This is a genomic window from Rhizobium sp. GR12 (assembly GCF_036596185.1).
GTDB classification, from domain to species: Bacteria; Pseudomonadota; Alphaproteobacteria; order Rhizobiales; family Rhizobiaceae; genus Agrobacterium; species Agrobacterium nepotum.
Map to the genome: position 1 here is coordinate 290,279 of NZ_JASXTH010000003.1, position 22,723 is coordinate 313,001.

26 protein-coding genes and 1 pseudogene are annotated in these 22,723 nt (G+C 57.9%); 8 read left to right on the forward strand and 19 right to left on the reverse strand.

What is annotated here, in order from left to right:
- The first annotated feature begins 13 nt into the window (after nucleotides 1-13).
- From QSK43_RS07230 to QSK43_RS07240, 3 genes are all read left to right on the forward strand, one after another.
- Nucleotides 14-1,180 (forward strand): DmpA family aminopeptidase, encoded by a 1,167-nt coding sequence (locus QSK43_RS07230; protein WP_332302881.1) that lies wholly within the window; start codon nucleotides 14-16, stop codon nucleotides 1,178-1,180.
- Nucleotides 1,181-1,377: 197 nt separating this feature from the next.
- Entirely contained in the window at nucleotides 1,378-1,662 is a 285-nt protein-coding gene (locus QSK43_RS07235) for a helix-turn-helix transcriptional regulator (RefSeq protein WP_332302882.1), read from the forward strand.
- Entirely contained in the window at nucleotides 1,652-2,977 is a 1,326-nt protein-coding gene (locus QSK43_RS07240) for a type II toxin-antitoxin system HipA family toxin (protein WP_332302883.1), read from the forward strand. Before QSK43_RS07235 ends, QSK43_RS07240 begins: the two co-directional genes overlap by 11 nt.
- Before the next feature lie 141 nt (nucleotides 2,978-3,118).
- On the opposite strand, the pseudogene QSK43_RS07245 reads toward QSK43_RS07240, so the two are convergent.
- A pseudogene (locus tag QSK43_RS07245) lies at nucleotides 3,119-3,660 on the reverse strand (DDE-type integrase/transposase/recombinase); the annotation flags it as partial.
- A 488-nt stretch (nucleotides 3,661-4,148) separates the two neighbouring features.
- Nucleotides 4,149-5,120, reverse strand: coding sequence for an alpha/beta fold hydrolase (locus tag QSK43_RS07250; protein WP_332302884.1), 972 nt, complete (start codon nucleotides 5,118-5,120; stop codon nucleotides 4,149-4,151).
- A gap of 78 nt (nucleotides 5,121-5,198) precedes the next feature.
- Between QSK43_RS07250 and QSK43_RS07255 the strand changes: the two genes are divergently transcribed.
- The 3 genes from QSK43_RS07255 (at nucleotide 5,199) to QSK43_RS07265 (ending at nucleotide 7,697) form a co-directional block, all read left to right on the forward strand.
- Complete coding sequence (locus QSK43_RS07255) at nucleotides 5,199-5,807, forward strand: TetR/AcrR family transcriptional regulator (RefSeq protein ID WP_332302885.1); 609 nt, start codon at nucleotides 5,199-5,201, stop codon at nucleotides 5,805-5,807.
- Between the two features lie 314 nt (nucleotides 5,808-6,121).
- Nucleotides 6,122-6,457 (forward strand): helix-turn-helix domain-containing protein, encoded by a 336-nt coding sequence (locus tag QSK43_RS07260; RefSeq protein WP_332302886.1) that lies wholly within the window; start codon nucleotides 6,122-6,124, stop codon nucleotides 6,455-6,457.
- A complete protein-coding gene (locus QSK43_RS07265) occupies nucleotides 6,450-7,697 on the forward strand; it encodes a type II toxin-antitoxin system HipA family toxin (protein ID WP_332302887.1) in 1,248 nt (415 codons plus the stop codon). Before QSK43_RS07260 ends, QSK43_RS07265 begins: the two co-directional genes overlap by 8 nt.
- A 497-nt stretch (nucleotides 7,698-8,194) precedes the next feature.
- On the opposite strand, the gene QSK43_RS07270 is transcribed toward QSK43_RS07265, so the two are convergent.
- From QSK43_RS07270 to QSK43_RS07300, 7 genes are all read right to left on the reverse strand, one after another.
- Nucleotides 8,195-8,599 (reverse strand): RidA family protein, encoded by a 405-nt coding sequence (locus tag QSK43_RS07270; RefSeq protein WP_205837081.1) that lies wholly within the window; start codon nucleotides 8,597-8,599, stop codon nucleotides 8,195-8,197.
- A 111-nt stretch (nucleotides 8,600-8,710) separates the two neighbouring features.
- A complete protein-coding gene (locus QSK43_RS07275) occupies nucleotides 8,711-9,358 on the reverse strand; it encodes a LysE family translocator (RefSeq protein WP_035201353.1) in 648 nt (215 codons plus the stop codon).
- Between the two features lie 384 nt (nucleotides 9,359-9,742).
- Entirely contained in the window at nucleotides 9,743-10,501 is a 759-nt protein-coding gene (locus QSK43_RS07280) for an alpha/beta fold hydrolase (protein WP_035201636.1), read from the reverse strand.
- Between the two features lie 105 nt (nucleotides 10,502-10,606).
- Nucleotides 10,607-11,341, reverse strand: a complete 735-nt coding sequence (locus tag QSK43_RS07285; protein WP_035201355.1) for a L,D-transpeptidase — start codon at nucleotides 11,339-11,341, stop codon at nucleotides 10,607-10,609.
- Nucleotides 11,338-11,868, reverse strand: a complete 531-nt coding sequence (locus QSK43_RS07290; RefSeq protein WP_035201356.1) for a VOC family protein — start codon at nucleotides 11,866-11,868, stop codon at nucleotides 11,338-11,340. Before QSK43_RS07290 ends, QSK43_RS07285 begins: the two co-directional genes overlap by 4 nt.
- A gap of 65 nt (nucleotides 11,869-11,933) precedes the next feature.
- Nucleotides 11,934-12,782 (reverse strand): alpha/beta fold hydrolase, encoded by an 849-nt coding sequence (locus tag QSK43_RS07295; protein WP_092990745.1) that lies wholly within the window; start codon nucleotides 12,780-12,782, stop codon nucleotides 11,934-11,936.
- A gap of 47 nt (nucleotides 12,783-12,829) precedes the next feature.
- Complete coding sequence (locus QSK43_RS07300) at nucleotides 12,830-13,654, reverse strand: oxidoreductase (RefSeq protein WP_092990744.1); 825 nt, start codon at nucleotides 13,652-13,654, stop codon at nucleotides 12,830-12,832.
- 107 nt (nucleotides 13,655-13,761) lie between these two features.
- Here QSK43_RS07300 and QSK43_RS07305 point away from each other — a divergent pair, with 107 nt between their 5' ends.
- On the forward strand, nucleotides 13,762-14,625 hold the full coding sequence (locus QSK43_RS07305) for a LysR family transcriptional regulator (protein ID WP_105431417.1): 864 nt from the start codon (nucleotides 13,762-13,764) through the stop codon (nucleotides 14,623-14,625).
- Nucleotides 14,626-14,692: 67 nt separating this feature from the next.
- On the opposite strand, the gene QSK43_RS07310 is transcribed toward QSK43_RS07305, so the two are convergent.
- From QSK43_RS07310 to QSK43_RS07345, 8 genes are all read right to left on the reverse strand, one after another.
- Nucleotides 14,693-14,986 (reverse strand): chorismate mutase, encoded by a 294-nt coding sequence (locus QSK43_RS07310; RefSeq protein WP_332302888.1) that lies wholly within the window; start codon nucleotides 14,984-14,986, stop codon nucleotides 14,693-14,695.
- A gap of 39 nt (nucleotides 14,987-15,025) precedes the next feature.
- Nucleotides 15,026-15,610, reverse strand: coding sequence for a DUF308 domain-containing protein (locus QSK43_RS07315; RefSeq protein WP_332302889.1), 585 nt, complete (start codon nucleotides 15,608-15,610; stop codon nucleotides 15,026-15,028).
- A 51-nt stretch (nucleotides 15,611-15,661) separates the two neighbouring features.
- A complete protein-coding gene (locus QSK43_RS07320; RefSeq protein ID WP_092990740.1) occupies nucleotides 15,662-15,985 on the reverse strand; it encodes a hypothetical protein in 324 nt (107 codons plus the stop codon).
- 34 nt (nucleotides 15,986-16,019) lie between these two features.
- A complete protein-coding gene (locus QSK43_RS07325) occupies nucleotides 16,020-16,796 on the reverse strand; it encodes a molybdopterin-binding protein (protein ID WP_092990739.1) in 777 nt (258 codons plus the stop codon).
- Nucleotides 16,793-17,644, reverse strand: coding sequence for a cytochrome b/b6 domain-containing protein (locus QSK43_RS07330; protein ID WP_092990738.1), 852 nt, complete (start codon nucleotides 17,642-17,644; stop codon nucleotides 16,793-16,795). Before QSK43_RS07330 ends, QSK43_RS07325 begins: the two co-directional genes overlap by 4 nt.
- 109 nt (nucleotides 17,645-17,753) lie before the next feature.
- Nucleotides 17,754-18,380 (reverse strand): hypothetical protein, encoded by a 627-nt coding sequence (locus QSK43_RS07335; protein ID WP_105431418.1) that lies wholly within the window; start codon nucleotides 18,378-18,380, stop codon nucleotides 17,754-17,756.
- 66 nt (nucleotides 18,381-18,446) lie between these two features.
- On the reverse strand, nucleotides 18,447-19,037 hold the full coding sequence (locus tag QSK43_RS07340) for a TetR/AcrR family transcriptional regulator (RefSeq protein ID WP_105431419.1): 591 nt from the start codon (nucleotides 19,035-19,037) through the stop codon (nucleotides 18,447-18,449).
- A gap of 54 nt (nucleotides 19,038-19,091) precedes the next feature.
- Nucleotides 19,092-19,919 (reverse strand): oxidoreductase, encoded by an 828-nt coding sequence (locus tag QSK43_RS07345; RefSeq protein WP_035201380.1) that lies wholly within the window; start codon nucleotides 19,917-19,919, stop codon nucleotides 19,092-19,094.
- A 76-nt stretch (nucleotides 19,920-19,995) separates the two neighbouring features.
- On the opposite strand from QSK43_RS07345, the gene QSK43_RS07350 reads away from it, so the two are divergent.
- Nucleotides 19,996-20,922 (forward strand): AraC family transcriptional regulator, encoded by a 927-nt coding sequence (locus tag QSK43_RS07350; RefSeq protein WP_371411970.1) that lies wholly within the window; start codon nucleotides 19,996-19,998, stop codon nucleotides 20,920-20,922.
- A gap of 70 nt (nucleotides 20,923-20,992) precedes the next feature.
- Here QSK43_RS07350 and QSK43_RS07355 read toward each other — a convergent pair whose 3' ends face one another.
- Nucleotides 20,993-21,682, reverse strand: coding sequence for an aspartate/glutamate racemase family protein (locus tag QSK43_RS07355; protein WP_105431420.1), 690 nt, complete (start codon nucleotides 21,680-21,682; stop codon nucleotides 20,993-20,995).
- Nucleotides 21,683-21,863: 181 nt separating this feature from the next.
- On the reverse strand, nucleotides 21,864-22,619 hold the full coding sequence (locus tag QSK43_RS07360) for an SDR family oxidoreductase (protein ID WP_092990734.1): 756 nt from the start codon (nucleotides 22,617-22,619) through the stop codon (nucleotides 21,864-21,866).
- Nucleotides 22,620-22,723 lie beyond the last annotated feature (104 nt).

Here is a 22,723-nt window from a genome sequence, read left to right on the forward strand (position 1 = left end):
ACCGGAGAACGCAATGATCAACGAGACGAACAAAGCGGGCCAGAAACGCGCGCGCGACTTCGGCATTGCCTTCGACGGCAGGCCCGGGCCGCTTAACGCCATAACCGACATCGCTGGCATCCATGTCGGCTTTTCGACGATCCATGAGGAGGTGCCCCGCCCCGGCCGCAAACTGCCAGTGCGCACCGGCGTGACAGCGATCCTGCCGCATGCGGCGGCAAGCGAACCGGTACCCGTGTTTGCCGGCATCCATCGTTTCAATGGAAATGGCGAGATGACAGGCTCGCACTGGATCGAGGACGGAGGCTACTTTGTCGGCCCAGTCCTGATTACCAACACCCATAGTGTGGGCATTGCCCATCATAGCGCCGTGCGCTGGATGATTGATCGTTATACCGCGACCTACGAGGGCAATGAACACCTGTGGATCATGCCGGTGGTGGCAGAAACCTATGACGGCTTGCTCAATGACATCAATGGCCAGCATGTAACGGTCGATCACGTTTTCGAGGCGTTGAACGGGGCGAACACCGGCCCAGTCGCCGAGGGTAGTGTCGGCGGTGGCACGGGCATGATTGCCTACGGCTTCAAGGGCGGCACGGGCACCGCCTCGCGAAGGATCGCCGTCGACGGTAAGGAATTTACCGTGGCGGCGATGGTGCAGGCCAATCACGGCCAGCGGGAATGGCTGTCGATCGGCGGCTTACCCGTCGGCAAACTCCTGCAACAGACCGATCCAGACCTTTCTGAGCGCGGCTCGATCATCGTCGTGATCGCCACCGACTTGCCGCTCGCACCGCACCAGTTGCAGAAGCTGGCGCGACGCGGCGCGATCGGCATCGGCCGCAATGGCACAGTTGGCGGTAATAACTCCGGCGACATTTTTCTTGCCTTCTCGACTGCCAATCCCCATCCGATGCGCCATAAAGCAGGACCGCTGTTGAACATCGTCATGGTCAATGACGATGTGCTCGATCCGGTCTATCAAGCCGTGGTGCAAAGCGTGGAAGAGGCGGTGGTCAACGCAATGATCGCCACGGAAACGACAGGCGGTACGCTCCATGACCGCTACCTTATCGAGGCAATCGACGGCAACGAGGTCGCCAGACTTCTGGGCTCAAGGATATCCAACCTTCAGCCTCAATCGTCACTTCATCGTACTGTCGCCATTCAGCCCTAGCTATGTACATAATTCTGGACGCGAGATGCGTTTATGACCAGTTAAATGTACGAAACTTGACTTTGCCCCAAATGTTATGGCAAAATGTACGAAATTCTGAACATAAACGACCCTTACGTCCACTCAAATGAACAAAGCAGATTATAGTTATGCCCCGTCAAAGAAGCTACTCCCGAGTAACGCACCAGGCGCTAGCCATGCTCGGCAAGTTGATCCGCGTCGGCCGGGCCGAGCGCGGCCTGACCGCGCAGGAACTGGCCGACCGCGCCGGTATCAGCCGCACGACCCTGTCCAGTATCGAAAAAGGCGCGCCGGGCCCTGAAATTGGCATCGTCTTCGAGGTCGCCTCCATTGTGGGCCTGCGCCTCTTTGACTACGACGAGCGCACTCTCCAGATGCACAATACCCGTCTTGACGAAAAACTGACCCTGCTGCCCAAGAGCATCCGCCATAGCATGAAAGAGGTCGATGATGATTTCTAAGACGGACGCTACGGAAGCTTTTGTCTGGATGTGGCTGCCCCGGGCAGCTGAACCGGTAGTGGTCGGCCGCCTCGACAAGGATGGCGAACGCCTGCTTTTCACCTACGGCGCCAGCTACCGCCGCCGTGACAATGCCATTTCCATCTATGATCCGGAGCTGCCGCTTAAGGAAGGCGTCATTGCCCCCATAAATGGTCTGCAGATGGCAAGCTGCATTCGCGATGGCTCGCCCGATGCGTGGGGCCGCCGGGTCATCATAAACAGGCTGACGGGCAAGAAGCCCGACGCTGTCGGCGTACCCGAGATCAGCGAGCTGACCTTCCTGCTTCAGTCAGGCTCCGATCGGATTGGCGCCCTCGATTTTCAGGCATCGGCCACAGAGTATGTCCCCCGCCTTGCCGCGCAGGCTTCCCTTGACGAACTCATGGAGGCCGCCGCCCTTATCGAAAAGGGGGTGCCGCTGACTCCAGCACTCGACCAGGCTCTCAATCACGGCACCTCAATTGGCGGCGCGCGCCCGAAAGCGCTCATCGAAGACGGCACCAGGAAATTCATCGCAAAATTCTCGGCGGCCAACGACACCTACAGCGTCGTCAAGGCCGAGTTCATCGCGATGAAGCTGGCAGGTGCGTGCGGGCTGAATGCAGCCTCGGTATCGATGACCAATGCCGCGCATAAGGATGTCCTGCTGATCGAGCGCTTCGACCGCACTCACACAGGCAATGGCTGGACGCGGCACGCCATGATATCAGCCCTGACCATGCTGGGCCTTGATGAGATGATGGCCCGCTACGCCTCTTACGAGGATCTCGCCGAACTCATCCGGCACCGCTTCACGGATCCGAAGGATACGCTCAAGGAACTCTACGGGCGGATCTGCTTCAACGTGCTGTGCGGCAATACTGACGATCATGCCCGAAATCATGCGGCCTTCTGGGACGGCAGGATGCTCACGCTGACACCTGCCTACGACATCTGCCCGCAAGGCCGCACCGGCAGCGAAGCCACGCAAGCCATGCTCATAAAGGGCGAGGCGCGCGCCAGCACGTTCGCCACCTGCCTCGCCGCCGTGGGCGACTATCACCTGAAAGAGGCTGAAGCCGCCGCGCTGATAGAAAGCCAGATCGAGGTCATCGCCGCACACTGGCAAGAGGTCTGTGACGAGGTGGAACTCAGCCCCGTCGACCGTAAACTGTTTGCCGGACGCCAGTTCCTCAACGACTACGCTCTTGAAGGGCTCGAAGGCCACAAGGCGCTGCAGGACGCATACGCCGCAGCACGCGAGACACTGATCGCCTCGTCGCTCAATTCGTGACGGGGCATGGCAATCTCCCTTTAAGGAGATTGAATCACATCACCAGTCCAAGATGAACCCGTTCATGGGGACGCGCCCTAGGTCGTTGTCGTATCGCGACAGACTACAAATATGGAGTTGCCCCATAAAAACCGGACAGGATCAGATTTCTGTTTGACGGTTTAAGAACTCGCGCGGAGATTGATATCCCAAAGCCTTGTGGGGTGAAGCGTGTTGTAATGCTCAAACCACAATGGCAGTTGGGCGATGACCGTTTCGGCGTCCGGGATGGGGTTGACCGAGATGTAATCGCGCTTAAAGATTTTGACGAAGGCTTCGGCCATTCCGTTGGACTGAGGGCTGCGGACCGGTGTCGTGCAAGGCTCTATCCCAATATCCAGCAGCAGCGATTTCGTGTCTGCCGCAGTAAAGCACGATCCATTGTCGGTCAGCCATTCGATGGGCTTAGGAAGGATATTGATACGGCCGAAACGGTTTTCGACGGCCGTTATGACAAGGTCCTGAACATCTTCGCTCTTGATGCCTTCAGTGGTGGCGACATGGGCAATGGCCTCGCGGTCACAGCAGCCGAGCGCAAAGGCAACGCGGACCTTTTCCTTGTTATCGCAGCCGATTTCGAAACCGTCCGAGCACCAACGCAAATTCGACTGAGCGACACCAACGCGACCATCGTGGCGGCGGTTAATCGAGCGCTGCCGCGCGCAGGCGTTTACGTTGCGCGGGAGGTCGCTCTGACTGTCCGCGGTTCAAACTCTGGGCTCTCAATGGCCGAGGCACTCAACGAAGTCTTCCGGCTCCTGCAACACCAGCATGTCCTGCTGCGCCAAGGTTCCCCAGGAAGACATGTGGTTGGCCTTCAGCCCGTAGCGCTCGGCCACCTCGTTCACCATCACGCTAGGCAGTTAGCTCTCCGAAACAATCCACGCCTTGACATCGTCCGGCCATTGGCGGTGAGCCTCACGTCGGTTTCGTTTGTCATGAGAACCGCCACTATAATGCACGCTGAGAAACTACTACCCGCTTGCCTGTAGAGCATCGATCACAGATCAAACCGCAGCAAGCAATGTGGGAGCGGAACACCGGTTACGGACGTTTCGCCTCTGCTCAAGCACTGCTAAAGCATCGAGGTGGCTGACGGCCGGGATCCGTCAGCCACTCGTCACCATTATCGTTAGGGTGTCGAGATAGAGTCCCGAAAATCCGCTAGGTCGCGGTTGAACCGCTGGGGTTCTTCCAGGAATGGAGCGTGTCCGGAATTTGCATAGATCTGAGAGCGGATTGCGGGATTGAGTGCCTTAGCGTGATCAAGGCTCGGCCTGACAGTGACCAGCGCATCCTTTTCACCGTACAGCATAAGCACGGGAACTTTGATCTTGGGTAGCGCTTCCGCGGCAAAGACCGACATCGACGGCATGACTCGCGTCATCATCCATGATGCGGTGGCCGCATTGGACAACAGTCGTTCGAACGTGGGCTGGTCCGGCTGCGTCGCAAAGCATAGCGCCAGGAAGTCGCGCACTGCATCAAGGTGCACTTTCAGATCGTCTGAAGCAAGGCCCGCGTAAACTTGGGGATGTGGCGTTATAAGCTTGGAATTCAACTCGATGACGCCGCCCACATAGACCAAGCCCCCGACCTCTTCATCGCCGAAAGCTGCAAGATAGTTAGTAATGACAGCTCCGCCGAGCGACCACCCCACCAAAACCGGATTTTCGGCCCTCGTCGAAGCTAGCACTGCACGCAGATCGCCAGCCCAGCGACGTCCGTCGCGATAGGCCTGCTCATCCTGTGGCTTGCCCGAAAGGCCATGGCCGCGAAGATCAAATGTAATCAATCGGTAATGCGAAAGCTCGGGGCTGTTCAACTGCCCGTCCCAGTTCAGGTGGCTGCCGAGCAATCCATGAATGAAAACGATTGGCGGCCCGGCAGGATCGCCCGATTCCTGCACTGCGATGTCGACACCGTCGGGCGACTTCACGACATAGTTTTTCTGCGCCGCCATCGCGTTCAAAGGCGTGATCATCATCAGGACGGCTAACAATAGAGCGCTCATCATCAAGGCGAGGACAGTGCGCTGGGAACGACTGACGCTAGGCCCCGTTTGCGGTTCGTTGCTCTGCATCAACAGAATCAGTTTGTTCACATCATTCACCCTTGTTTGTAGTAATCACTAAACATTAAACACTTGCATTACCGCGTCAAGTTGTCTTTAGTGATCACTATGGATAATGTCGTGAAGAAACGTCGAGGCGGGCCGCGCACCTTTGACAGGAATCAAGCGGTCGACATCGCCATGCGCCTGTTCTGGCGGCATGGATATGAGGGCGTTTCGCTAAACGATCTGACGGCGGCGATCGGGATCGCGCCGCCGAGCCTCTATGCGGCCTTCGGCAGCAAGGCAGGCCTCTACCGCGAGGCGCTGGATCGATATTCCGGCCTGCCGCGGGCACTGAGCAATATCGGTGAGACGGCCAGCCTTCTTGAAACGGTCGAAACTCTCCTAAACCGCGCCGTCTATGCCGTCACCGAGCTCGACGAGGAACGGGGCTGTATGATTTCCAGTGGCATGATCCAGTGCAGCGAGGATCATGCCGATCTAGCCCGGGAACTGGCGGAGCGCCGAGGCATGATGCGTGACACCATCACCCTAAAGCTCGCGTCCTGGCTGGATCGGGATCATGCCGCGCACCTGTCCCACTACCTCGTCACGGTTCTGCAGGGTCTTTCAGTCCAGGCACGCGACGGTGCCTCCCGCCAAGACCTGAAGCAGGTCGCAAGTGAGGTCCTAGCCGGCATCAAGGCTCGGAGCCTTTCGGATTACGAGGGATGAACACCGTAAAGACTTTGGCAAACGTAAAGCTTCAAACTACAAATCGAGAACTTACCCTGACGCCTGAACGAATTGCGGTCACTAGCGCCGCACCGTAATCAGAATTGCTCCTGTGATGATTTCGAAGAGGCGTTCACCGCGTGACGCGAACGATGGTTTCTCAGCGCGCAAATCGCGGCATGTGATCTGCTTATGTTCAAAGTCACGCTAGTCGCACCACGAAACAATCAGCTAATTCCACCCGACCATCCCTCTGGAGTAATTGTAGGCTTCGTGCTACATATATGGCCAATCTGTAGTGCGAAGGTGGCAAAATGCCGACACCTCATAACCCTCCGGCCGCCGTGCGGCGCGCGCTGCGCAAGCTGGGCGCAGACATCCAGGACGCACGCCGACGTCGCCGCCTACCTATGGCGGTCGTAGCCGAACGTGCCTTCACCTCACGCTCAACGCTTCAAAAGATCGAGGCCGGCGACACCAATGTCAGCATCGGCATCTATGCAGGCGTCCTCCAGGCACTGGGCCTGCTGGATGGGCTGAGCCAGGTCGCCGACATCAGTAACGACAGCGTCGGTCAGTCACTCGCCAGTGCGGAATTGCCCAAGCATGCTCACCCAAAGCGATCGCCGGGATCGTCACGCGATGGCTGATTTTGAAATTCATCTCGACCTTCACGGCCACACACGTCCGATCGGACTGGCGCGGAGCAATCGCGTCCGTGGTGCCGAAACGATCCTGTTTGAGTATGACCGCGCCTGGCTTGAGGACTCCGACCGCTTCTCGCTGGAGCCCGCTCTGGCTCTGAGCCGGGGAGCGTTCGCCCCACCTGCCGGACTCGCAACCTTTGGCTCTATTGGCGATTCAGCACCCGATACCTGGGGCCGACGCCTCATGCAACGCTCGGAAAGACGCATGGCTCAGCGCGATGGCCGGGCCGTTCGCACGTTGGCCGAAAGCGACTACCTCCTTGGCGTCGCCGACGAGACACGGCTCGGCGCGCTCCGGTTCCGCTGGGTCGGCGGCGAGGAATTCCAGGCGCCGATCCGTGCCGGCGTCCCCGCCCTCATCGAACTCGGCCGCCTGCTGCAGATCACCGAACGTATTCTGCGCGATGAGGAAACCGACGAAGACCTCCAACTTATCTTCGCGCCCGGATCCTCGCTCGGTGGAGCGCGTCCGAAGGCTTCTGTTATCGATCAACATGGTCATCTCTCGATCGCCAAGTTTCCTAAGGAAACCGACGAGTACAGCATTGAGACATGGGAAGAGGTCGCTCTGCAACTGGCTGAACAAGCCGGCATTGTTACGCCCCTCCACGAACTCATCGACGTCGCCGGCAAGAAGGTCATGCTCTCGCGTCGCTTCGACCGCGATGGAGCTGTCCGGATCCCCTTCCTGTCCGCGATGGCGATGATGGGTGCAAAGGACGGCGAGCGTGGTAGCTATCCGGAGATTGTGGATGCCCTGGCCGAACACGGCGCGCAGGGAAAGACCGATGCGCATGCGCTTTATCGCCGCGTCGCTTTCAATGTGCTGATTTCCAACGTCGATGATCATCTGAGAAATCACGGCTTTCTGTGGCTCGGCAAAGCTGGCTGGTCGTTGTCCCCGGCCTATGACCTCAATCCAGTGCCTACCGACGTCAAGGCGCGCGTCCTGACGACCAACATAAATCTTGATGAAGGCACCTGCTCCCTTGACCTGCTGGAAGAAAGTGCCGGTTTCTTCGCCCTCACCCTCCCCCAGGCTCGCGCAATCATTAAGGAAGTCGCGACCTCTACAGCTAAGTGGCGTCAAACCGCAAAGGCGCTCGGTGCGCGGACAGCTGAGATCAACCGTATGGCCAGTGCGTTCGAGCACGATGAGTTGCAGCGAGCGCTAGCGCTGTGACGAGAACCTTCCGCCGCAGTTTCGATTACCTTCGGCAACTCTGCGTGGCGCCTCGTCCATTCTCGACGCGCTCCTGACACTAACCCGTGCGGGGATGTGCTTCACCTTCTGCGAGCCGGGCCGGCCAACCTCGATAGGCAATGGTCGTACTACCGGTGTTAGAGACTTGACCACCCCGCACCAAGAGCTGACCAGAGTATTCTCGCCTTGAGCGGAATCGAACCATCTGCCCACGCGTTGGTTCGTCAAGCGATTGAAAGTTCAATGGCTTCATGCAAGCGGAGCGTAGGCTGGAGCGTGACCGTTAATTATGGAACCGCTAATTCCAGCCGACCAAGGAACATTATGGTGAGCATACACACCTGTCGCAGCCGCGCTATTAGCGATACAAACCGCGGCTGGTCGTCCACCAGCTGCGTCGTTTTGTTATGTCTTCTACACCAGCTGTCCAGTCCAATTTGTGCACTCTAGGACTTCGGCGGGCATCAACTACCGCTCTATTCCAACGGGTGCGAAGGTATAGCTGCCACAACTTTGATTTCCACAAGAAGACCGGGATGGGCAAGTTCAGAGACGCCAATGCAAGTCCACGCGCATGTTCCGCGGGGGAAAATTCGGTCCTTTACCTTGCGAAAGGTATGCATGTGCTGCTGCAATCCGACATGGTACGTAGTCATTTCGACAACATCTTCGAAGCTGCAACCTGCCGCTGACAAAACGGTAGCTAAGTTGTCCCAACACGCCTCGAATTGCTTCTCTGGGTCGTTGATGACATTCATGTTGGCATCACGTCCAACCTGCCCCGCGCAGAAAACCAGGTTTTCGAAGCGTACTGCAGGGGCATAGCCTGCCCGCTCAACAATGGGCTTCATTGCCAGCGGCACGATAATTTCGCGTTTCACTAATGATCCTTTCTTCGTCCGCATCGGCTAAACCAAATTAGCTAAGTGAATGCACTGATGCGATGAGGTCGTTGTGTTGAAGCCGCCTTCGCCCGGATTAGGTTGAGACGATCAGGCAGGGCTCTTTGCCAATAACAAGCGACCGCCCAGCAAAATCAAAGCCGCCCCGGAGATCGTTTTGATCCTTCTGGCGATGTGCGGGCGATTGAGAAAACCAGTTACGCTGCCGACAAGGAGGACAATTGCGCCGTAAAAGCCTAAAGCGATCAGAGCATGTGTCAGAGCAAGCGCGGCGCCATTTGCAAGCACATCCTGTTGGTGGCCCTCCAAGAATTGGGGGAAGACGGCAACGTAAAAGATCGCCGGTTTGGGATTGAGGAAGTTGCTGAGATATCCGCGAACGAAGGCTCTCGGAGCTGTCAGGATCACTGGCGCCCGGCTTGGATTCCGGACAGGTGCCGTCAGACTTCGCAGCGACAAGAGAGATTTAATCCCCAGCCAGATGAGATAGGCTGCGCCCAACAATTTCATGACTGTGAACAAGATTGCCGACGCTGCGATCACCGCCCCCACTCCAACAAGTGCCAACGCGGCATGCGAAACGATGGCTGCGGCGAACCCTAATACCATCCCGAAGCCGGTTAGCTTCGCGTTGCTCGGCGCATTGGCTAGGAGCAGAGCAAGGTTAGGTCCTGGTGTCACCACGATCATGGTAACGATAGAGATAAATATGAAGTATTGATGCAGAGGGATGGACATGGCAACGACCTTGCGGTTTAGGCACGATTAGGGGGTACTGCATTCGGCCGTTCTTCGGCCTGCATCATACGAAGGAGTTCGAGTCGAGACGAAGTTACCGGGCACAGTGCTCCCGGGCAACAGATATGCAGAGCTGCGTTTCAACGGGACTGAAAATTTGAGACGTTCCGCGCATCGGAGCGCGCTCCTGCTGTACCTTCCATGGCGCTCTACATTGAAGGCCCGCGACGACATCAGGCTTCAAAGCGCGATGTTGGATCGCGGGGACTCTCTGATGACAACGTTTATCCTTGGTGTAGCGATCACATCACTAGCAAGGCACGAGTCCAAACTCGCAAAACGCTGCAGCTAGTGAATTTGCAGAGTTACCGCGGTCCTTTTCTGTCAGTCGACAGCTTCCGCGGCCTCCTCGATCACCTTCGCAACTGCAGCCGCCTGCGAGATATAAATAGCGTGACTACCATCGATCTCCGTCACAGTTGAACCGGCGCGCTTGTACATCCAGCGCTCAAGGTCCGGATTGATCGTCATGTCGTCCTTCGCAACAATCCCGTAGCTAGGTTTGTCGTGCCAAGCGGCAATAGACACCGGCGCACTGGTGGCCGCGACGGCGACAGGCATCTGAGACCGGGCCATAAACTCGCCCTGCTCTTTGGGTAGATCCGCCCCGAAATCAGCTGCGAACTTTGCCGGGTCGATAAGCAGGAAGCCATCCTTTGTCGGCTTGATATCATTGGTGGGTGACGGCATCGATTGGAGCAGTTGTGCGGTGCTTTCGCCCTTTTCGGGCTGCAGTGCCGCAACATAGACAAGTGCCTTGACCTTGGGATCATTACCTGCTGCCGTGATGATCGTGCCCCCATAGCTGTGGCCGACGAGAACGACGTCCCCGTCCTGTTGATCAAGCACGCTCTTCGTGGCTGCAACGTCCTGATCCAGGCTTGTCAGTGGCTGCTGGACGATGCTGACATGATAGCCGTCGCGGGTCAGGATGTCATAAACGCCGCGCCAGCCCGAACCATCTACGAGCGCGCCATGGACAAGCACGATGTTGCGCGCCTCCGCTAAGGCTGGGGCTGTTAGGACAGCAGAAGACAAAAGCGCGGCAATGAGGCCAACGGCCGCTTTACTGAAGTTGGACATGGTCGGTAGTTCCTTGAGTTTTGTGCGTGGAATTGCGGAGGCTTTGAAAGCGCTGAACGACATGTCTCTCCTGGTCCAGGGAGCGATGGACATGATCGCTTGCGCTTACTGCTTGACTACAATTGGCGCCTTGATCGGCACGCGTTCATAGAGGTCGATAATGTCCTGGTTGAGCAGGCGCACACAGCCGGACGAAACGGCCTTGCCAATCGAGCGCCATTCCGGATTGCCGTGCAAACGATAGAGTGTATCTTGGCCGCCGGAGTAGATGTAGAGCGCACGCGCCCCCAGCGGGTTTTTCAGGCCCGGCTCCATGCCGCCATTCTCGATCGAATATTTGGCCAATTCCGGCTGGCGGGCGACCATCTCGTTCGGCGGCTTCCAACGCGGCCATTTCTGACGCCACTGAATGATGCCGTTACCCTGCCAGGCAAAGCCATCGCGCCCGATCCCGACACCATAGCGCATCGCGGTCCCGCCCGGCTGGACGAGATAGAGGAAGCGGGAGGGGGTGTCGACGACGATCGTGCCGGGCGCCTCGCCAGTCGGGTCGAGGACCTGCTGGCGATAGTAGCGCGGATCGATCTGCTTGTAGGGAACCGCCGGGATCAGAAAGCCGCCATCCTCGGTAGGACCGTACATGACAGCCAGTTCGGCATCTGTCGGCGCAGGAGCGATGTGGACAGGGCCGATCGGATCCTGGAGAGGCGTCGACTGTCGCCCCACCATCCGGCTCTTGCCGGCGGTGGAGACGCACCCTGCTAGGGCCGAGACCGCAGCCATCACCGAAAGCGACAGGAGGCTGCGGCGGGATAACGAGGTATCAAAGCTCACGCTCATTCCTCGTCCTGCCATCTGCGCAGATCCGTCTGGTCATGATAGGCCATGCGATCAGGCGTGGTGATAAACTCAATCATCGTGCCCCACGGCGCTCGGCAATAGCAGACCTTGTTTGCAGGACCTTTTTCGGTTGCGTAGGGAATAGCTCGTGGTGCCGTAAGGGCTGTTCCGCCAGCCTTCTCAAAGCGCTCTACCGATGCGTCGATGTCGTCGGTATAGACACCAAAATGCGTGATGCCGAAGTCGCTCGGTGTAACCGGTTGCGCTTGTTTGGGGCCGTGCATTTCAAAGAGCTCGATGTCAGGCCCGGTTCCGATCTTGACCATCGCCTGCGCACGCACAACCGTTCCCGGGTAAGCACCAGTGGCCCGCTCGAACTCGGGTCCCTGCCTGGCCGGATCCTGCGGCCCGAACGATTGGTAGATCACCTGGCCGCCAAAGGCTTCCACCAGGAACGATTTTGCCGCTTCGATGTCAGGCACCGTGATGCCGATGTGATTGACGCCGCGAATGACAGGTGCGGTCATGACAATTTTCCTTTCTTGTTAAATCGATGAACGCGATCGAGCTCAATTTGCCCGGTTCGCAGAGTTCACTTGGCCTTGAGGAAATCGATGAGAGCAGCGGCCACTTCATCCGGGCGCTCGTCCGCCACATAGTGACTGCAGCGGGCAATCGAGCCGCCAGTTACATCTGTGGCGAACTCCTTGAGCATCGCGACCATATGAGCACCGAAACGCTGCTCGCCGCCGAGACCTAAAACCGGAATCCGGAGCGGTTGCTTTTTGTATTCAAGCGCGGCCGCATGGTCGCCGGTCAGTGTGCGGTACCATTCCATGCCACCGCGCGTGCGACCAGGAAGTGCCATTGCTTTCGCATAGATGTCGATATCTTCAGGATTAAAGGTGCTGTGATCGTAAAACCGCTCCGCCATGAAGGCCGAAACATAGTCATGTTCGCGGCCATAAATCAGGCGTTCCGGCAGATCCCGATTAGCATGGAACGCGAAGTGCCAGATCTTTGCCGTCGTCGCCTCCCACTGGCTCCAGCCAGGAAGCGGAACATCGAGGACGGCAAGGTGAGTAACCGCATCTCGATAGATAGCGGCCTGCGGAAGCGCCACCATTCCGCCGATGTCATGGCCGCATACGGCATAGCGTTGATGCCCAAGGGCAATCATGACCTCGTGCGCGTCGCGCGCCATCGTCGCCTTATCGTAGCCGTCAAGCGGGCATTCGGAAAAGCCTGCGCCGCGTAGATCAATCGCCACCACGCTGAACTGCTCCGCCAGCAGCGGCATCACATGGTGCCATTCCCACCATGTTTCCGGCCAACCGTGAAGCAGAAGGATCGGGGGGCCGGAGCCGCCCGTGACGGCATTGATCTTGATGCCGTTCACCGGCACCAATTGCTGGGTAAACCCTTTCAATGTTGGGATCATGATGACTTTCCAATCGATGTGACGTTCAAGCAGAGCTAGCGATCAGATCAGGGCTGATCGAAATCGGTGGCAATCGAGATGTCGCGCCAGGTGTCGATATCGCGGCGAAACGAAGCCAGCTTTCGCTCAGCGATTGAATGCGCGACGGGCCCAAGCGGCAGATGAAGCGGGGCATTATCGGCGTCGACCGCCTGCAGGATCACTGCAACCGCCTTGTCGGGATCCCCTGCTTGATTGCCGTTGTTGGTTTCCCGATAGTGCCTGCGCGAACTCGCGGCGTATTCCGGCATCTCGTTGACCGCTATCGTGATCGAACGGCCGAGGAAATCGGTGCGAAACGGGCCAGGCTCGACGATCAGCACACGGATGCCGAACGGCTTCAGCTCACCGGCGAGCGCCTCGGAAACCCCTTCAACCGCAAACTTGGCGGCATTGTAGTATGCTGCGCCGCCGCTGCCCGCGATCCCTGCGCCGGACGACATATTGACGATCATTCCGCCCGAACGTCGCAAGGTCGGCAGCGCTGCTCTGGTGGTTTCGATGAGACCGAAAACGTTCACCTCGAACATCGGTCGATATTCTTCGGGTTTGCCTTCCTCAAGCGCCCCAAACAATCCGTAGCCGGCATTGTTCACAAGCACGTCAAAGCCGCCGAATGTCTCGACCGCCTTTGCGACTGCGGCTTTGGCTGCCGCCACATCCGTCACGTCGAGCGGCAAAGTGATCATGCGGTCGCCGAAAGGCTCAGCCATTTCTTCGATCGAGTTGACGTTGCGGGCAGTAGCGACAACCTGATCGCCCCGCTGTGCCGCAGCGATCGCCAGCCGTTGTCCGAAGCCGCTCGAGCAGCCTGTGATGAACCATGTTTTCATGACGTTTTCTCCGCGTGTTTTCGAACATGACTTGAATCTAGATGTTTAGATCTGTACTTGAAGTGACAGTTTTGTATTTTCAGCGTTCATTTTTGTAAGGGTCTGCCGTGGAATGGAGTGACGTAAAAATCTTCCTTGCGATTGCGCGATCCGGCACGCTCGGCGGCGCTGCGCGTGCTCTTCATACTAGCCATCCGACTGTCGGCAGACGGCTGCGTGCCCTTGAGGAGGCGATCGGCCACACGCTCTTCCAGCGGACCGCGGACGGTCTAGTGCTGACCGAGGAAGGCCATGGGATCATCACTCTGGCAGAGCAGATGGAAGAAGGCGCGCTGGCCATGGAGCGCCGGCTCGCCGGGCAGGAGCAAAACCTCAAAGGTAATCTGCGCATCTCGTCAGCAGACTGGTTCGGGGCCTATGTCCTACCTCCCATCGTGGCAGATTTCTCGAAAGCCTACCCCAATGTAGACGTCGAGATCCTGACCGGTACTCGCCTGTTCAACCTCGCCCAAAGGGAGGCCGACGTTGCCTTTCGCATCGTTCCGTTCGACACTGCCGATGTCATTCAACGGCGGCTCTTCAGGCTCGAATACGGCGTCTACATCGCCGAGGAGTCGCCTGACCCCAAATATGGCGACGGGACTGGTTTCCGTCTGATCACCCACGACACTTCGACCGGGCAGTTCCCCGACATAGCCTGGCTTGCCGAGAGTTTTCCGAACGCGAGACCCGTGCTGCGATCAAACAACCGAAACGTCCAGGGGCGAATGTGCAGGCAGGGTGTTGGGATCGCCGTCCTGCCCCGCGCAGTGGGCAATCAAATCCCGGGTATCCGCAGACTTGAACTACCCAAGCCCCCGCCGGCGCGAGACATCTGGATGGGATATCACCGGGACCTGCGACGTCTTCAGCGTCTTCGAGCATTTATCTCGACCGTCTCGGACCACCTCACAAATGCCCCTGCGTGGTAAGCCGCCCGAAAAAGATCGATTTTCCCCGCCGATCCACGGCTGCGCTTGGACAGCCGCGACAGACAACTTACTTCTTGGTCGCAATCTCCTCATGCCGCTCCACTACAGCGCCCACGATCATTGTCATCAGCCCTTCGACAAAGTGCCGACTGAGGCCAACATCATTGGCGATGCTCATCAGTCGATCCAATTGACGTCGCTCTCGCTCATTATCGATCGCCGGCAACGCCTGCTCGGCTTTCAAGTGGCCGACTAGCTCGGTACAGCGAAAGCGTTCGGCCAGAATATAGAGAAGGGCTGAATCCAGATTGTCGATGGTTCTCCGGTAGGACGCAAGTTGCTCTGCCGTATCATGTGTCATTTGAGTGTTTCCAAGCGGTTTCATTGGGGGCCGCAAAGCTTACGAGACAGGATGCATACCGCGACGCGAAAGGGCTATGCTCAGCCATATTGCCGACACCAGGAAATAAAACGCCCCGACCCCCGCATATCCGGCGACTGTGGAAATTGAAGGCTCCTGGGGCATTTGTGCTTGAAAGATAAAGAGACCGCCCGCTAATGCGGATTGGCCACCGCTCAAAATCATCGCCCACTGGCCGCCACTTGTTTTCCAACGTCGGACGGCAGTCCCAAGCTGCAGCAGCCCGGAAAAGATGGCCCATAGGCCGAAGGCGCCGAGAACCCAGTTCATGCTCATTGTCAGCGCCAAGATCACGGCAATCGTCATGATAGAACTTGCTGTGACGTTGATCATCTGGCTCCGGTTGACGGCAAAGCCACCGCTCCTGGCGGCATCAACGACGTTAGCGGCAGCATCCCAAGCCGGGTAGATAATCAGCAGTACGGCAGCAAATGCGAAGGAATGCTGTCCGAGAGTCAACGCAGCCGCGACCCACAGCACCGAGAAGGCCGCCCGGATAAAATAATACTGCTTGAGCCACTGGTCGTTGTCGCGTGTGGCGCGGGAGGTCCGATTGTTCGACATTATTTTCTTCCACTTCCTGAATTGGTTTATGGATGGTTTGCGCAAGCGTCGTCAGACGAAGCCGACATGCTTGCCGAACGGCGTGTTCTCGTCCCATTCAGTACGTCCGATCCGCTCGCTTTCGCCGGAAAGTTTCCCGACTTCGGAAATACCAAAGTCCCGCGGTTCGTCTTGGGAATGAGCCTTTGCCTCGCCGGACTTCTCGCTCTCCAAGCGCATGCGCTTCTCGAACGCCTCGTTGATCGCCCCTTGCCGCTTTGCGACCCATCTGCCGTCAGGATCGGTTAAGATCGAACTAGTCTGGTTGATCTCGACCTGCCGTGACGACGCGACCGCGGGAATCGGCATCACTTCCTGAATTCTGCGTCTAGTCATGAACTATGATCCTTTGATTTACCGGGCGAACGCCTTAGATGCCGGCGTACCATTCGTACCCGCGATCTTCCCAATAGCCGCCGTTGCCGCCCCACAGGCCGGCGAAGCTGTCGACCAGCTCAATGCGCATGATGTACTTCGCCTGTTTGTAACCGAGCTGCCGCTCGACCCTCAGACGCAAGGGGGCGCCATGGCCAACGCTGAGATCCTGGCCGTTCATCTGGTAGGCAAGGATGGTTTGCGGATGAACCGCGTCGATGAGATCAATGCTCTCATAGTAGCGGCCGCTTCCATCGAGCGTCTTTTCGAGCTCGTCTGCACAATGCAGCACGACATAGCGCGCCGTGGGCTTGAGCCCGGTCAGATGCAGCAGGCTGCCGAGCGGAACTCCTGTCCATTTGCCGATCGCACTCCAGCCTTCGACACAGTCATGGCGCGTGATCTGCGTCCGGGACGGAAGCACCCTCAGATCGGCAAGCGAAAATTCTCGAGGTTGATCAACAAGACCGTCGATCTTCAGCCGCCAGTTTGCAAACTTGCCTTCCAGCAGTTCCGCATATTCCTCGCTATCGGGAACACTCGTTCCATTGACGCGAAACGATGGAGAAATGTCCTTCTCATCGAACTCGCGCGCCAGAGCATCGCGCCCCTGAAGCAGTCTTTGGGCCTTCATGGTCAATTGCTCGGCCGAACGAAGGATATTGGCGACGTCTGCGTTTTGGTCCAGCAGATCACATCCGGAAAGAGTCAGAGCACTGGCGCCCAGGCTGCTGCCAATCAGGAATCTGCGGCGAGTGAGAAACGTGCTCATGCGTTCGGTCCTTCCTCGTGGATAGCGTAACGTCCGGTGACCATCGAGCGGATGTTGTTCCAGGTCCCCGACAACACGACCATCGCCACATGCACGATGACGAAGATGACGAGCGCCGACGCTGTGATGAAGTGGATGGTACGCGCGGACTGGCGTCCGCCGAAGATATCGACCAGGGCGGGGAGAGCGGCGTCGATTCCGGGTGACATCGTGAGCCCGGTCAGCACCATCAGAGGCAGCAGAATGACAACCACTGCAAGGTAGGCCAGCTTCTGAAGGGCATTGTAGCGCTTGGCCTCCTCCCCTTTCGGAAAGCGCAGCCGAGCATGGTCGAGGACTTCACGGCCGAGGTGGCTCGGTGAGAGCTCATGCGCCGTTGGGGCGAGGTCGCGCCTGAAATGGCCGCTCAGCAAGCTGAAGCCGAAATAGACGATGCCATTGATCACAAACAGCCAGGCGAAAAAGAAGTGCCAGCGACGACCGGCCGCAAGATCCTGAAACGACGGGATCGTCGCCCAGGACGGGAAAGCGCGTGCAGTCGGCTCCCCATCAACCTCGGAAACACCAAGCATACCGGTCGTCGGTATCTGTACCCCCACAACACGCACGAAACCGCTTGGCCCGGCCGCATCATCGGCACCGATCGTCAAGACAGCAGGATCACCGTCGGCGCCATAATGGCCCCAGTAGAGCTCGGGATGGGCGTTGAAGATCTGCAGACCGCTCAACAGAAGAAAGCTCAGGCAGAGCACGTTTAGCCAATGCGTGAGCCGGGTCACGACGGAGTGGCGGCGGATAAAGATCGTCCGAGGATATTGAACATTGTCATTGGAAGCGTCTGCGCTCATCTCAGCGTCTTTCATCTGTGCATTTAACGGCTGCAGACCAAGCAGCGTCGATCTGTAGTCGCTGGCCGAAGCAGTAAGGCGGCTGCTCCGGCCAGTGACGGCGTGGTCTTCACATGGGGGGAACCACGCCATTCTTGCCGACGACCACCTGGTGGGCGATCGGGCCTGTTGCAGCCTTTTCGGCGGTGATAAAGACAACGGCGCCGGGAATGAGATCATCCTTGGTGGCGGCGGCAATGGTCACGACAGGCGTTCCATCCGGAATGGCGATCTTCTTTTCCTTGCCATGATAGGTAACGGTGACCGTCCGGCCATCGACCCCTCTGACGGCATCTGCGACAGTCGCATTGGTCATGCTGCTGTCGGGCTTCAGATCCCAGCCGTAGCTGCCTTCGCCAAGGCCTTTCATTGCCGGCGGGAAAATGAGGACCTCAAGCGCGCCATCGCCACCATCGGCTTTTGGCAAGGATGCGATACCCACAAAATCGCCCGGCTTGATGTCGGTTACATTGGCATCCGCGACGCCTGCCACCTTCCAGTCGTCGGCAAGCGCCACATCGATTGTCTCGCCTTCGCGCGTCTTCACTTTGAGCTCTGAACCCTGGTAGTCGACGATGCTGCCGCGCACATGGATCGGCGCGGCTTTCTTATCTTCAGCAGATGCGGGTGTTGAAAAGACGGTTACAGAAAAGACGCTGGCCAGCCCGAGGGCCAAAGCGGGGAAAGCATTTTTCATTTTTATCTTCCTACTAGTTGGTAGTTTCGAGGGATGTAATTTACCTGGGGTCTTGGCACCCTAGGGTTAGTGAGGGACGGTAGGGGTAAGACGGGCGAGAGCTGGTGCAAGTATCGTCGAAAACACCTCCGGTTTCCCGTAGGCTCTCGCCGAGAGCATCGCGCCATACACCGTTGCTAGAAATGCTTCGGCTTCAACGTGCGGTTCGCTTGTGAGATTGAGCGCTCCACTTTTGCTTCCACGCTCCATCACCTTCGTCAGCCATGATGAAATAAAGCGAAAGAACTTCGTCACCTCGGTTGCAACTTCCGGCGGAAGAGATGGCAATTCACTGGCCAGCAAAGCGCATATGCAATATGGCCTGCTCGCATCTTCAATGCATTTCGACCAATGGTTTGCATAAACCTTGAGCGTGTCTAGTGCGTCCGGCACGTTCTGCTCAAGCGTAACGATGCTCGCCTCGCCATCTTCCCGGTAACGCTTGACCAGTTCACGCACCAGATCGGCCTTACTCGGGAAATGATGGTGGATACTGGCTTTGCGAATCCCGACCATTTCGGAGATATCTGCATAGCTGAAGCTATTGTAGCCCCCGCTCATCAAAAGACTGCGCGCGGAGGCCAGGATGTCGTCGGAAGTGGTCGAAAGATTGCTCATGTGAGCCCTCTACCTTCTAGTAGGCAGGACGTCAAGAGCAATCCATCTTTTTGTTTAGCCGTCCGTCGAAATTGTGAGAGCTTTCCAAGCGTCGAGTTCTTGTTGCAAACGCTCGATCCGCGCTGTCACATGCCTGAGGGCATCGCTGCCGAGGAGGAGCTGCGGCGGGGGATTGTCCGATCCGATGAGAGTAAGCACCGCTGCGGCCAGCTTTTGGGGGTCACCGAGCTGCTTGCCGCTCGCGGCCTGGCGCGCCTCGCGAATCGGATCGAAGAGGCTATCGTAATCCGCGATTGACCTCTCCGTCCGGATCATGGAACGTCCCGCCCAGTCCGTGCGAAATGAGCCGGGGCAAAGCGTTGTCACGTGAACTCCGAACGGCGCCATTTCCGAGCGCATGACCTCGGAAATGCCTTGAAGAGCAAACTTGCTGCCGCAGTAATAAGCGATGCCGGGCATGGTGATCATCCCGCCCATCGACGTGACATTGACGACAAAGCCACGGCGGCGCTCGCGGAACCTCGGAAGAAACGCCTTAGCCACGGCGACGGCGCCGAACACGTTCACGTCGAACTGACGGCGCATCTCTTCGATTGGCGATTCCTCAAGAACGCCCTCATGACCGTACCCGGCATTGTTGATCAGCACATCGACCGGCCCGTGTTCGTCCTGGACTTGTCGGACGACGTCCGGGATGCGGTCGAATTCGGTGACGTCGCAAAGAACCGGGTGTAGCGTCGGAAGAGTGTCCGCCAAGGCTTTGCGCGAGGCCTCAGAGCGGATGGTGCCGATAACCTTGTGACCGGCGTCAATAGCGGCAGTGGCGATCGCCAACCCGAAACCCGAACTTACACCCGTTATGAAAAACGTTTTGCTCGACATTTTCGAAACTCCTTGATTTATACATGTTGACAGATAATCTGATGGCTCTCTTAGCTCGATTGCGAATCCTCTCGATATTTTGCCAAATCCTATGATTTATGAAGAACCGTCCGTTGGCCATGACCGGCTTGTCGCCCTGGCGGGGCAACTTGCTCCTCGTCTCGGCTACAATCAGACGGCAATCGGTTGTGTCCGTATCCTGCGCACTGAAGCAGTCCTCAACGACGTGCCGGTTCTCTATAAGCCGGGGGCAGTCTTCGTATTACAGGGAAGCAAGTACGGCATCTTGGATGGGGAAGCCTACCTTTACGATGAGGATCACTATCTTGCCGTTTCGGTACCCGTTCCCTTCAGGATGACTTCCAGAGCCAGTCAGCAGAGGCCGTTGCTGGCGATCTATCTCGAGTTCGACATGCAGGTGGCGGCAGAAATCGCCATGCAGGTCGAACAACATGCAGGTTCTCCGAGCGCCACGCCGAAAGGGCTATTCTCCAGCAGGATGGACCGCAGCATCCAGGACGTGCTGCTACGCCTGGTCAAGGCGCTCCAAAGCCCGGCCGAGGTCGCTGTGATCGGAAGCTCCATCCTGCGCGAATTGCACTACCGCGTCATGGTCGGCCCGCAAGGCGGCGCGATGATCGCGGCCCTTCAGCGAAAGGGGACGTCTGGAAAACTGGTCGAAAGCGTAGCGTGGCTGCGCGAGAACTATGGTTCTGACATCACTGTCGCGGATCTTGCCAAAAGCGTGGGCATGAGCGTCCCTTCGTACCACGTTCATTTCAAAAACCTGACCGGCTCAAGTCCGATGCAATACGTAAAGGCGATGCGACTCCACGAGGCGAGACTCATGATTGCGCGCCAGAGCGGGACCATTGCTGCCGTGGCTGCATCGGTCGGTTATGTCAGTCCCGCTCAATTCAGCCGCGATTTCAGACGGCATTTCGGGCGTACGGCATCGGAAGAGGTGAAATGGGTCCAACAGCACCTTGGAGAACAGGTTTAACCCCATTCGCCAAGACCTGAACCCAGAGCGCCTCGTACGAGATATCCGCCGAGCCACAACCGGCAGCACATCAATCCAGTGCCGCCCTAAGAGCCGCTTCACAGTGAATGAGGGTCGTATCGAAGACAGGGACGGCGACATTATCCTGGTCCAACAGCATGCCCACCTCCGTGCAACCAAGGATAAGACAGTCGCAGCCTCGATCGATCAGTCGCTGCGCAATCAATTCGTACGTCGAACGGCTTGCATTGGTTACGACATCGCAACACAGCTCGTCGTAGATGATGCGATGAGTCTCCGCTCGATCTCCGGCTTCAGGAATTGTCGGCAACAGTCCCCGGGCAGCCAGGCGGTCGGTATAGAAGTTATGCTCCATCGTGAAGGCGGTCGCCATCAGGCCCGGCTTGCGAAAGCCGCCGTCGAGGATCGCCGTCGCCGTGGCGTCCGCGATGTGTACGAACGGGATCGACACCCCGGCCAGGATCCTGTCCGCCACCTTGTGCATGGTGTTCGTCGCCAGGATGAGGAGCTCGGCGCCACCACGCTCCAAAGCAATGGCTTTCTCATTCAGGATATCTGCCGCCGCTTCCCAATTGGAAGACACCTGCAACCTTTCGATTTCATCAAAGTCGACGGATCGTATGAGAAGCTCAGGAGAATGAAGTCCTCCCAGGGTCTCGCGGGTGAGCCGGCAGAGTTCACGATAGTAAATCTGCGTCGAGGCGGCGGACATTCCGCCAAGTATGCCGATGGTCTTCAAATGCTTTCTCCGGTTCCATCTGTTTCAGGTTCGCGCAAAAGTATGCATCCAGGGCGGAGGCGCGAAATCCCAAGGCTAGCGGTTCTAAGGCGTGTATACTCCATGTTTCTCCACCTTTTTTCGGTGCCGTTGAACAGAACGCGGTGCTCGAAGCGTACGGTCCGCCGCCTCGCGCCAATACTCAGGCGCTTATGCCGCCATCGACAAGAATACCCGAGCCGGTGATGTAGGCTGCACCTGGACCAGCGAGGAACGCAACGGCCTCTGCCACTTCCCTGGTTCTGCCGTACCGGGCGATCGACAGTTTTGGCAGGATGGCAGGCGCGAGAGCACCGTCGGAAGGGTTCATCTCAGTGTCGATCGGCCCCGGTCGGACCAGATTGACGGTAATCTCCCTCGGACCCAGTTCACGCGCCAGACCGCGCGTGAAGCTTTCCAGCGCTGATTTGGTCGCCGCATAAACCGCGATTCCTGCAAATGGCACCGCCAGGCCTGCATTGCTTCCGGTGCTGATGATACGGCCGCCATTCGGGATGTGTTTCAGCGCTGCCTGAGTGATCAGAAACACGCCGCGAACATTGACGTTCAGTTGCAGATCTATTTCCTCCAGTGGCTGTACCGCGAAATCTCCTGCGAAGAGGACGCCGGCATTGTTAACCAGAATGTCGAGGCCGCCAAGTTCAGCGACGGTCCGCTCGACGGTAGCCGTCGCGGCGGCCGTGCTTGCTGCATCGGCCTGAATGGCCACAGCTTTGCGGCCCATAGTTCTGATCTCGGCGGCGAGAGCTTCGGCTTTTTCGGCCGACTTCTCATAGGTGATCGCAACGTCGGCACCATCTTTAGCCAGCTTCAGCGCGATAGCCGCGCCGATCCCGCGTGCTGCACCGGTAACAAGCGCGCTCTTACTCGAAAGAGGAAGATCATGGATGTTGTTCATGGCGGTTTTCTCCGAAATAGTTCTGTTTCAAGCTGTAGAGAATGGTCCTCTTGTGGGGACCGACGTGGAGGCGGGAATGATCAAGCCGTCAATGCAGGGTTGGT

Coding starts and splice junctions, on each gene's coding strand:
- QSK43_RS07230 (WP_332302881.1), top strand. CDS start 14: ATGATCAACGAGACGAACAAAGCGGGCCAGAAACGCGCGCGCGACTTC.
- QSK43_RS07235 (WP_332302882.1), top strand. CDS start 1,378: ATGCTCGGCAAGTTGATCCGCGTCGGCCGGGCCGAGCGCGGCCTGACC.
- QSK43_RS07240 (WP_332302883.1), top strand. CDS start 1,652: ATGATTTCTAAGACGGACGCTACGGAAGCTTTTGTCTGGATGTGGCTG.
- QSK43_RS07255 (WP_332302885.1), top strand. CDS start 5,199: ATGGATAATGTCGTGAAGAAACGTCGAGGCGGGCCGCGCACCTTTGAC.
- QSK43_RS07260 (WP_332302886.1), top strand. CDS start 6,122: ATGCCGACACCTCATAACCCTCCGGCCGCCGTGCGGCGCGCGCTGCGC.
- QSK43_RS07265 (WP_332302887.1), top strand. CDS start 6,450: ATGGCTGATTTTGAAATTCATCTCGACCTTCACGGCCACACACGTCCG.
- QSK43_RS07275 (WP_035201353.1), bottom strand. CDS start 9,358: ATGTCCATCCCTCTGCATCAATACTTCATATTTATCTCTATCGTTACC.
- QSK43_RS07280 (WP_035201636.1), bottom strand. CDS start 10,501: ATGTCCAACTTCAGTAAAGCGGCCGTTGGCCTCATTGCCGCGCTTTTG.
- QSK43_RS07285 (WP_035201355.1), bottom strand. CDS start 11,341: ATGAGCGTGAGCTTTGATACCTCGTTATCCCGCCGCAGCCTCCTGTCG.
- QSK43_RS07290 (WP_035201356.1), bottom strand. CDS start 11,868: ATGACCGCACCTGTCATTCGCGGCGTCAATCACATCGGCATCACGGTG.
- QSK43_RS07295 (WP_092990745.1), bottom strand. CDS start 12,782: ATGATCCCAACATTGAAAGGGTTTACCCAGCAATTGGTGCCGGTGAAC.
- QSK43_RS07300 (WP_092990744.1), bottom strand. CDS start 13,654: ATGAAAACATGGTTCATCACAGGCTGCTCGAGCGGCTTCGGACAACGG.
- QSK43_RS07310 (WP_332302888.1), bottom strand. CDS start 14,986: ATGACACATGATACGGCAGAGCAACTTGCGTCCTACCGGAGAACCATC.
- QSK43_RS07315 (WP_332302889.1), bottom strand. CDS start 15,610: ATGTCGAACAATCGGACCTCCCGCGCCACACGCGACAACGACCAGTGG.
- QSK43_RS07320 (WP_092990740.1), bottom strand. CDS start 15,985: ATGACTAGACGCAGAATTCAGGAAGTGATGCCGATTCCCGCGGTCGCG.
- QSK43_RS07325 (WP_092990739.1), bottom strand. CDS start 16,796: ATGAGCACGTTTCTCACTCGCCGCAGATTCCTGATTGGCAGCAGCCTG.
- QSK43_RS07330 (WP_092990738.1), bottom strand. CDS start 17,644: ATGAGCGCAGACGCTTCCAATGACAATGTTCAATATCCTCGGACGATC.
- QSK43_RS07335 (WP_105431418.1), bottom strand. CDS start 18,380: ATGAAAAATGCTTTCCCCGCTTTGGCCCTCGGGCTGGCCAGCGTCTTT.
- QSK43_RS07340 (WP_105431419.1), bottom strand. CDS start 19,037: ATGAGCAATCTTTCGACCACTTCCGACGACATCCTGGCCTCCGCGCGC.
- QSK43_RS07345 (WP_035201380.1), bottom strand. CDS start 19,919: ATGTCGAGCAAAACGTTTTTCATAACGGGTGTAAGTTCGGGTTTCGGG.
- QSK43_RS07360 (WP_092990734.1), bottom strand. CDS start 22,619: ATGAACAACATCCATGATCTTCCTCTTTCGAGTAAGAGCGCGCTTGTT.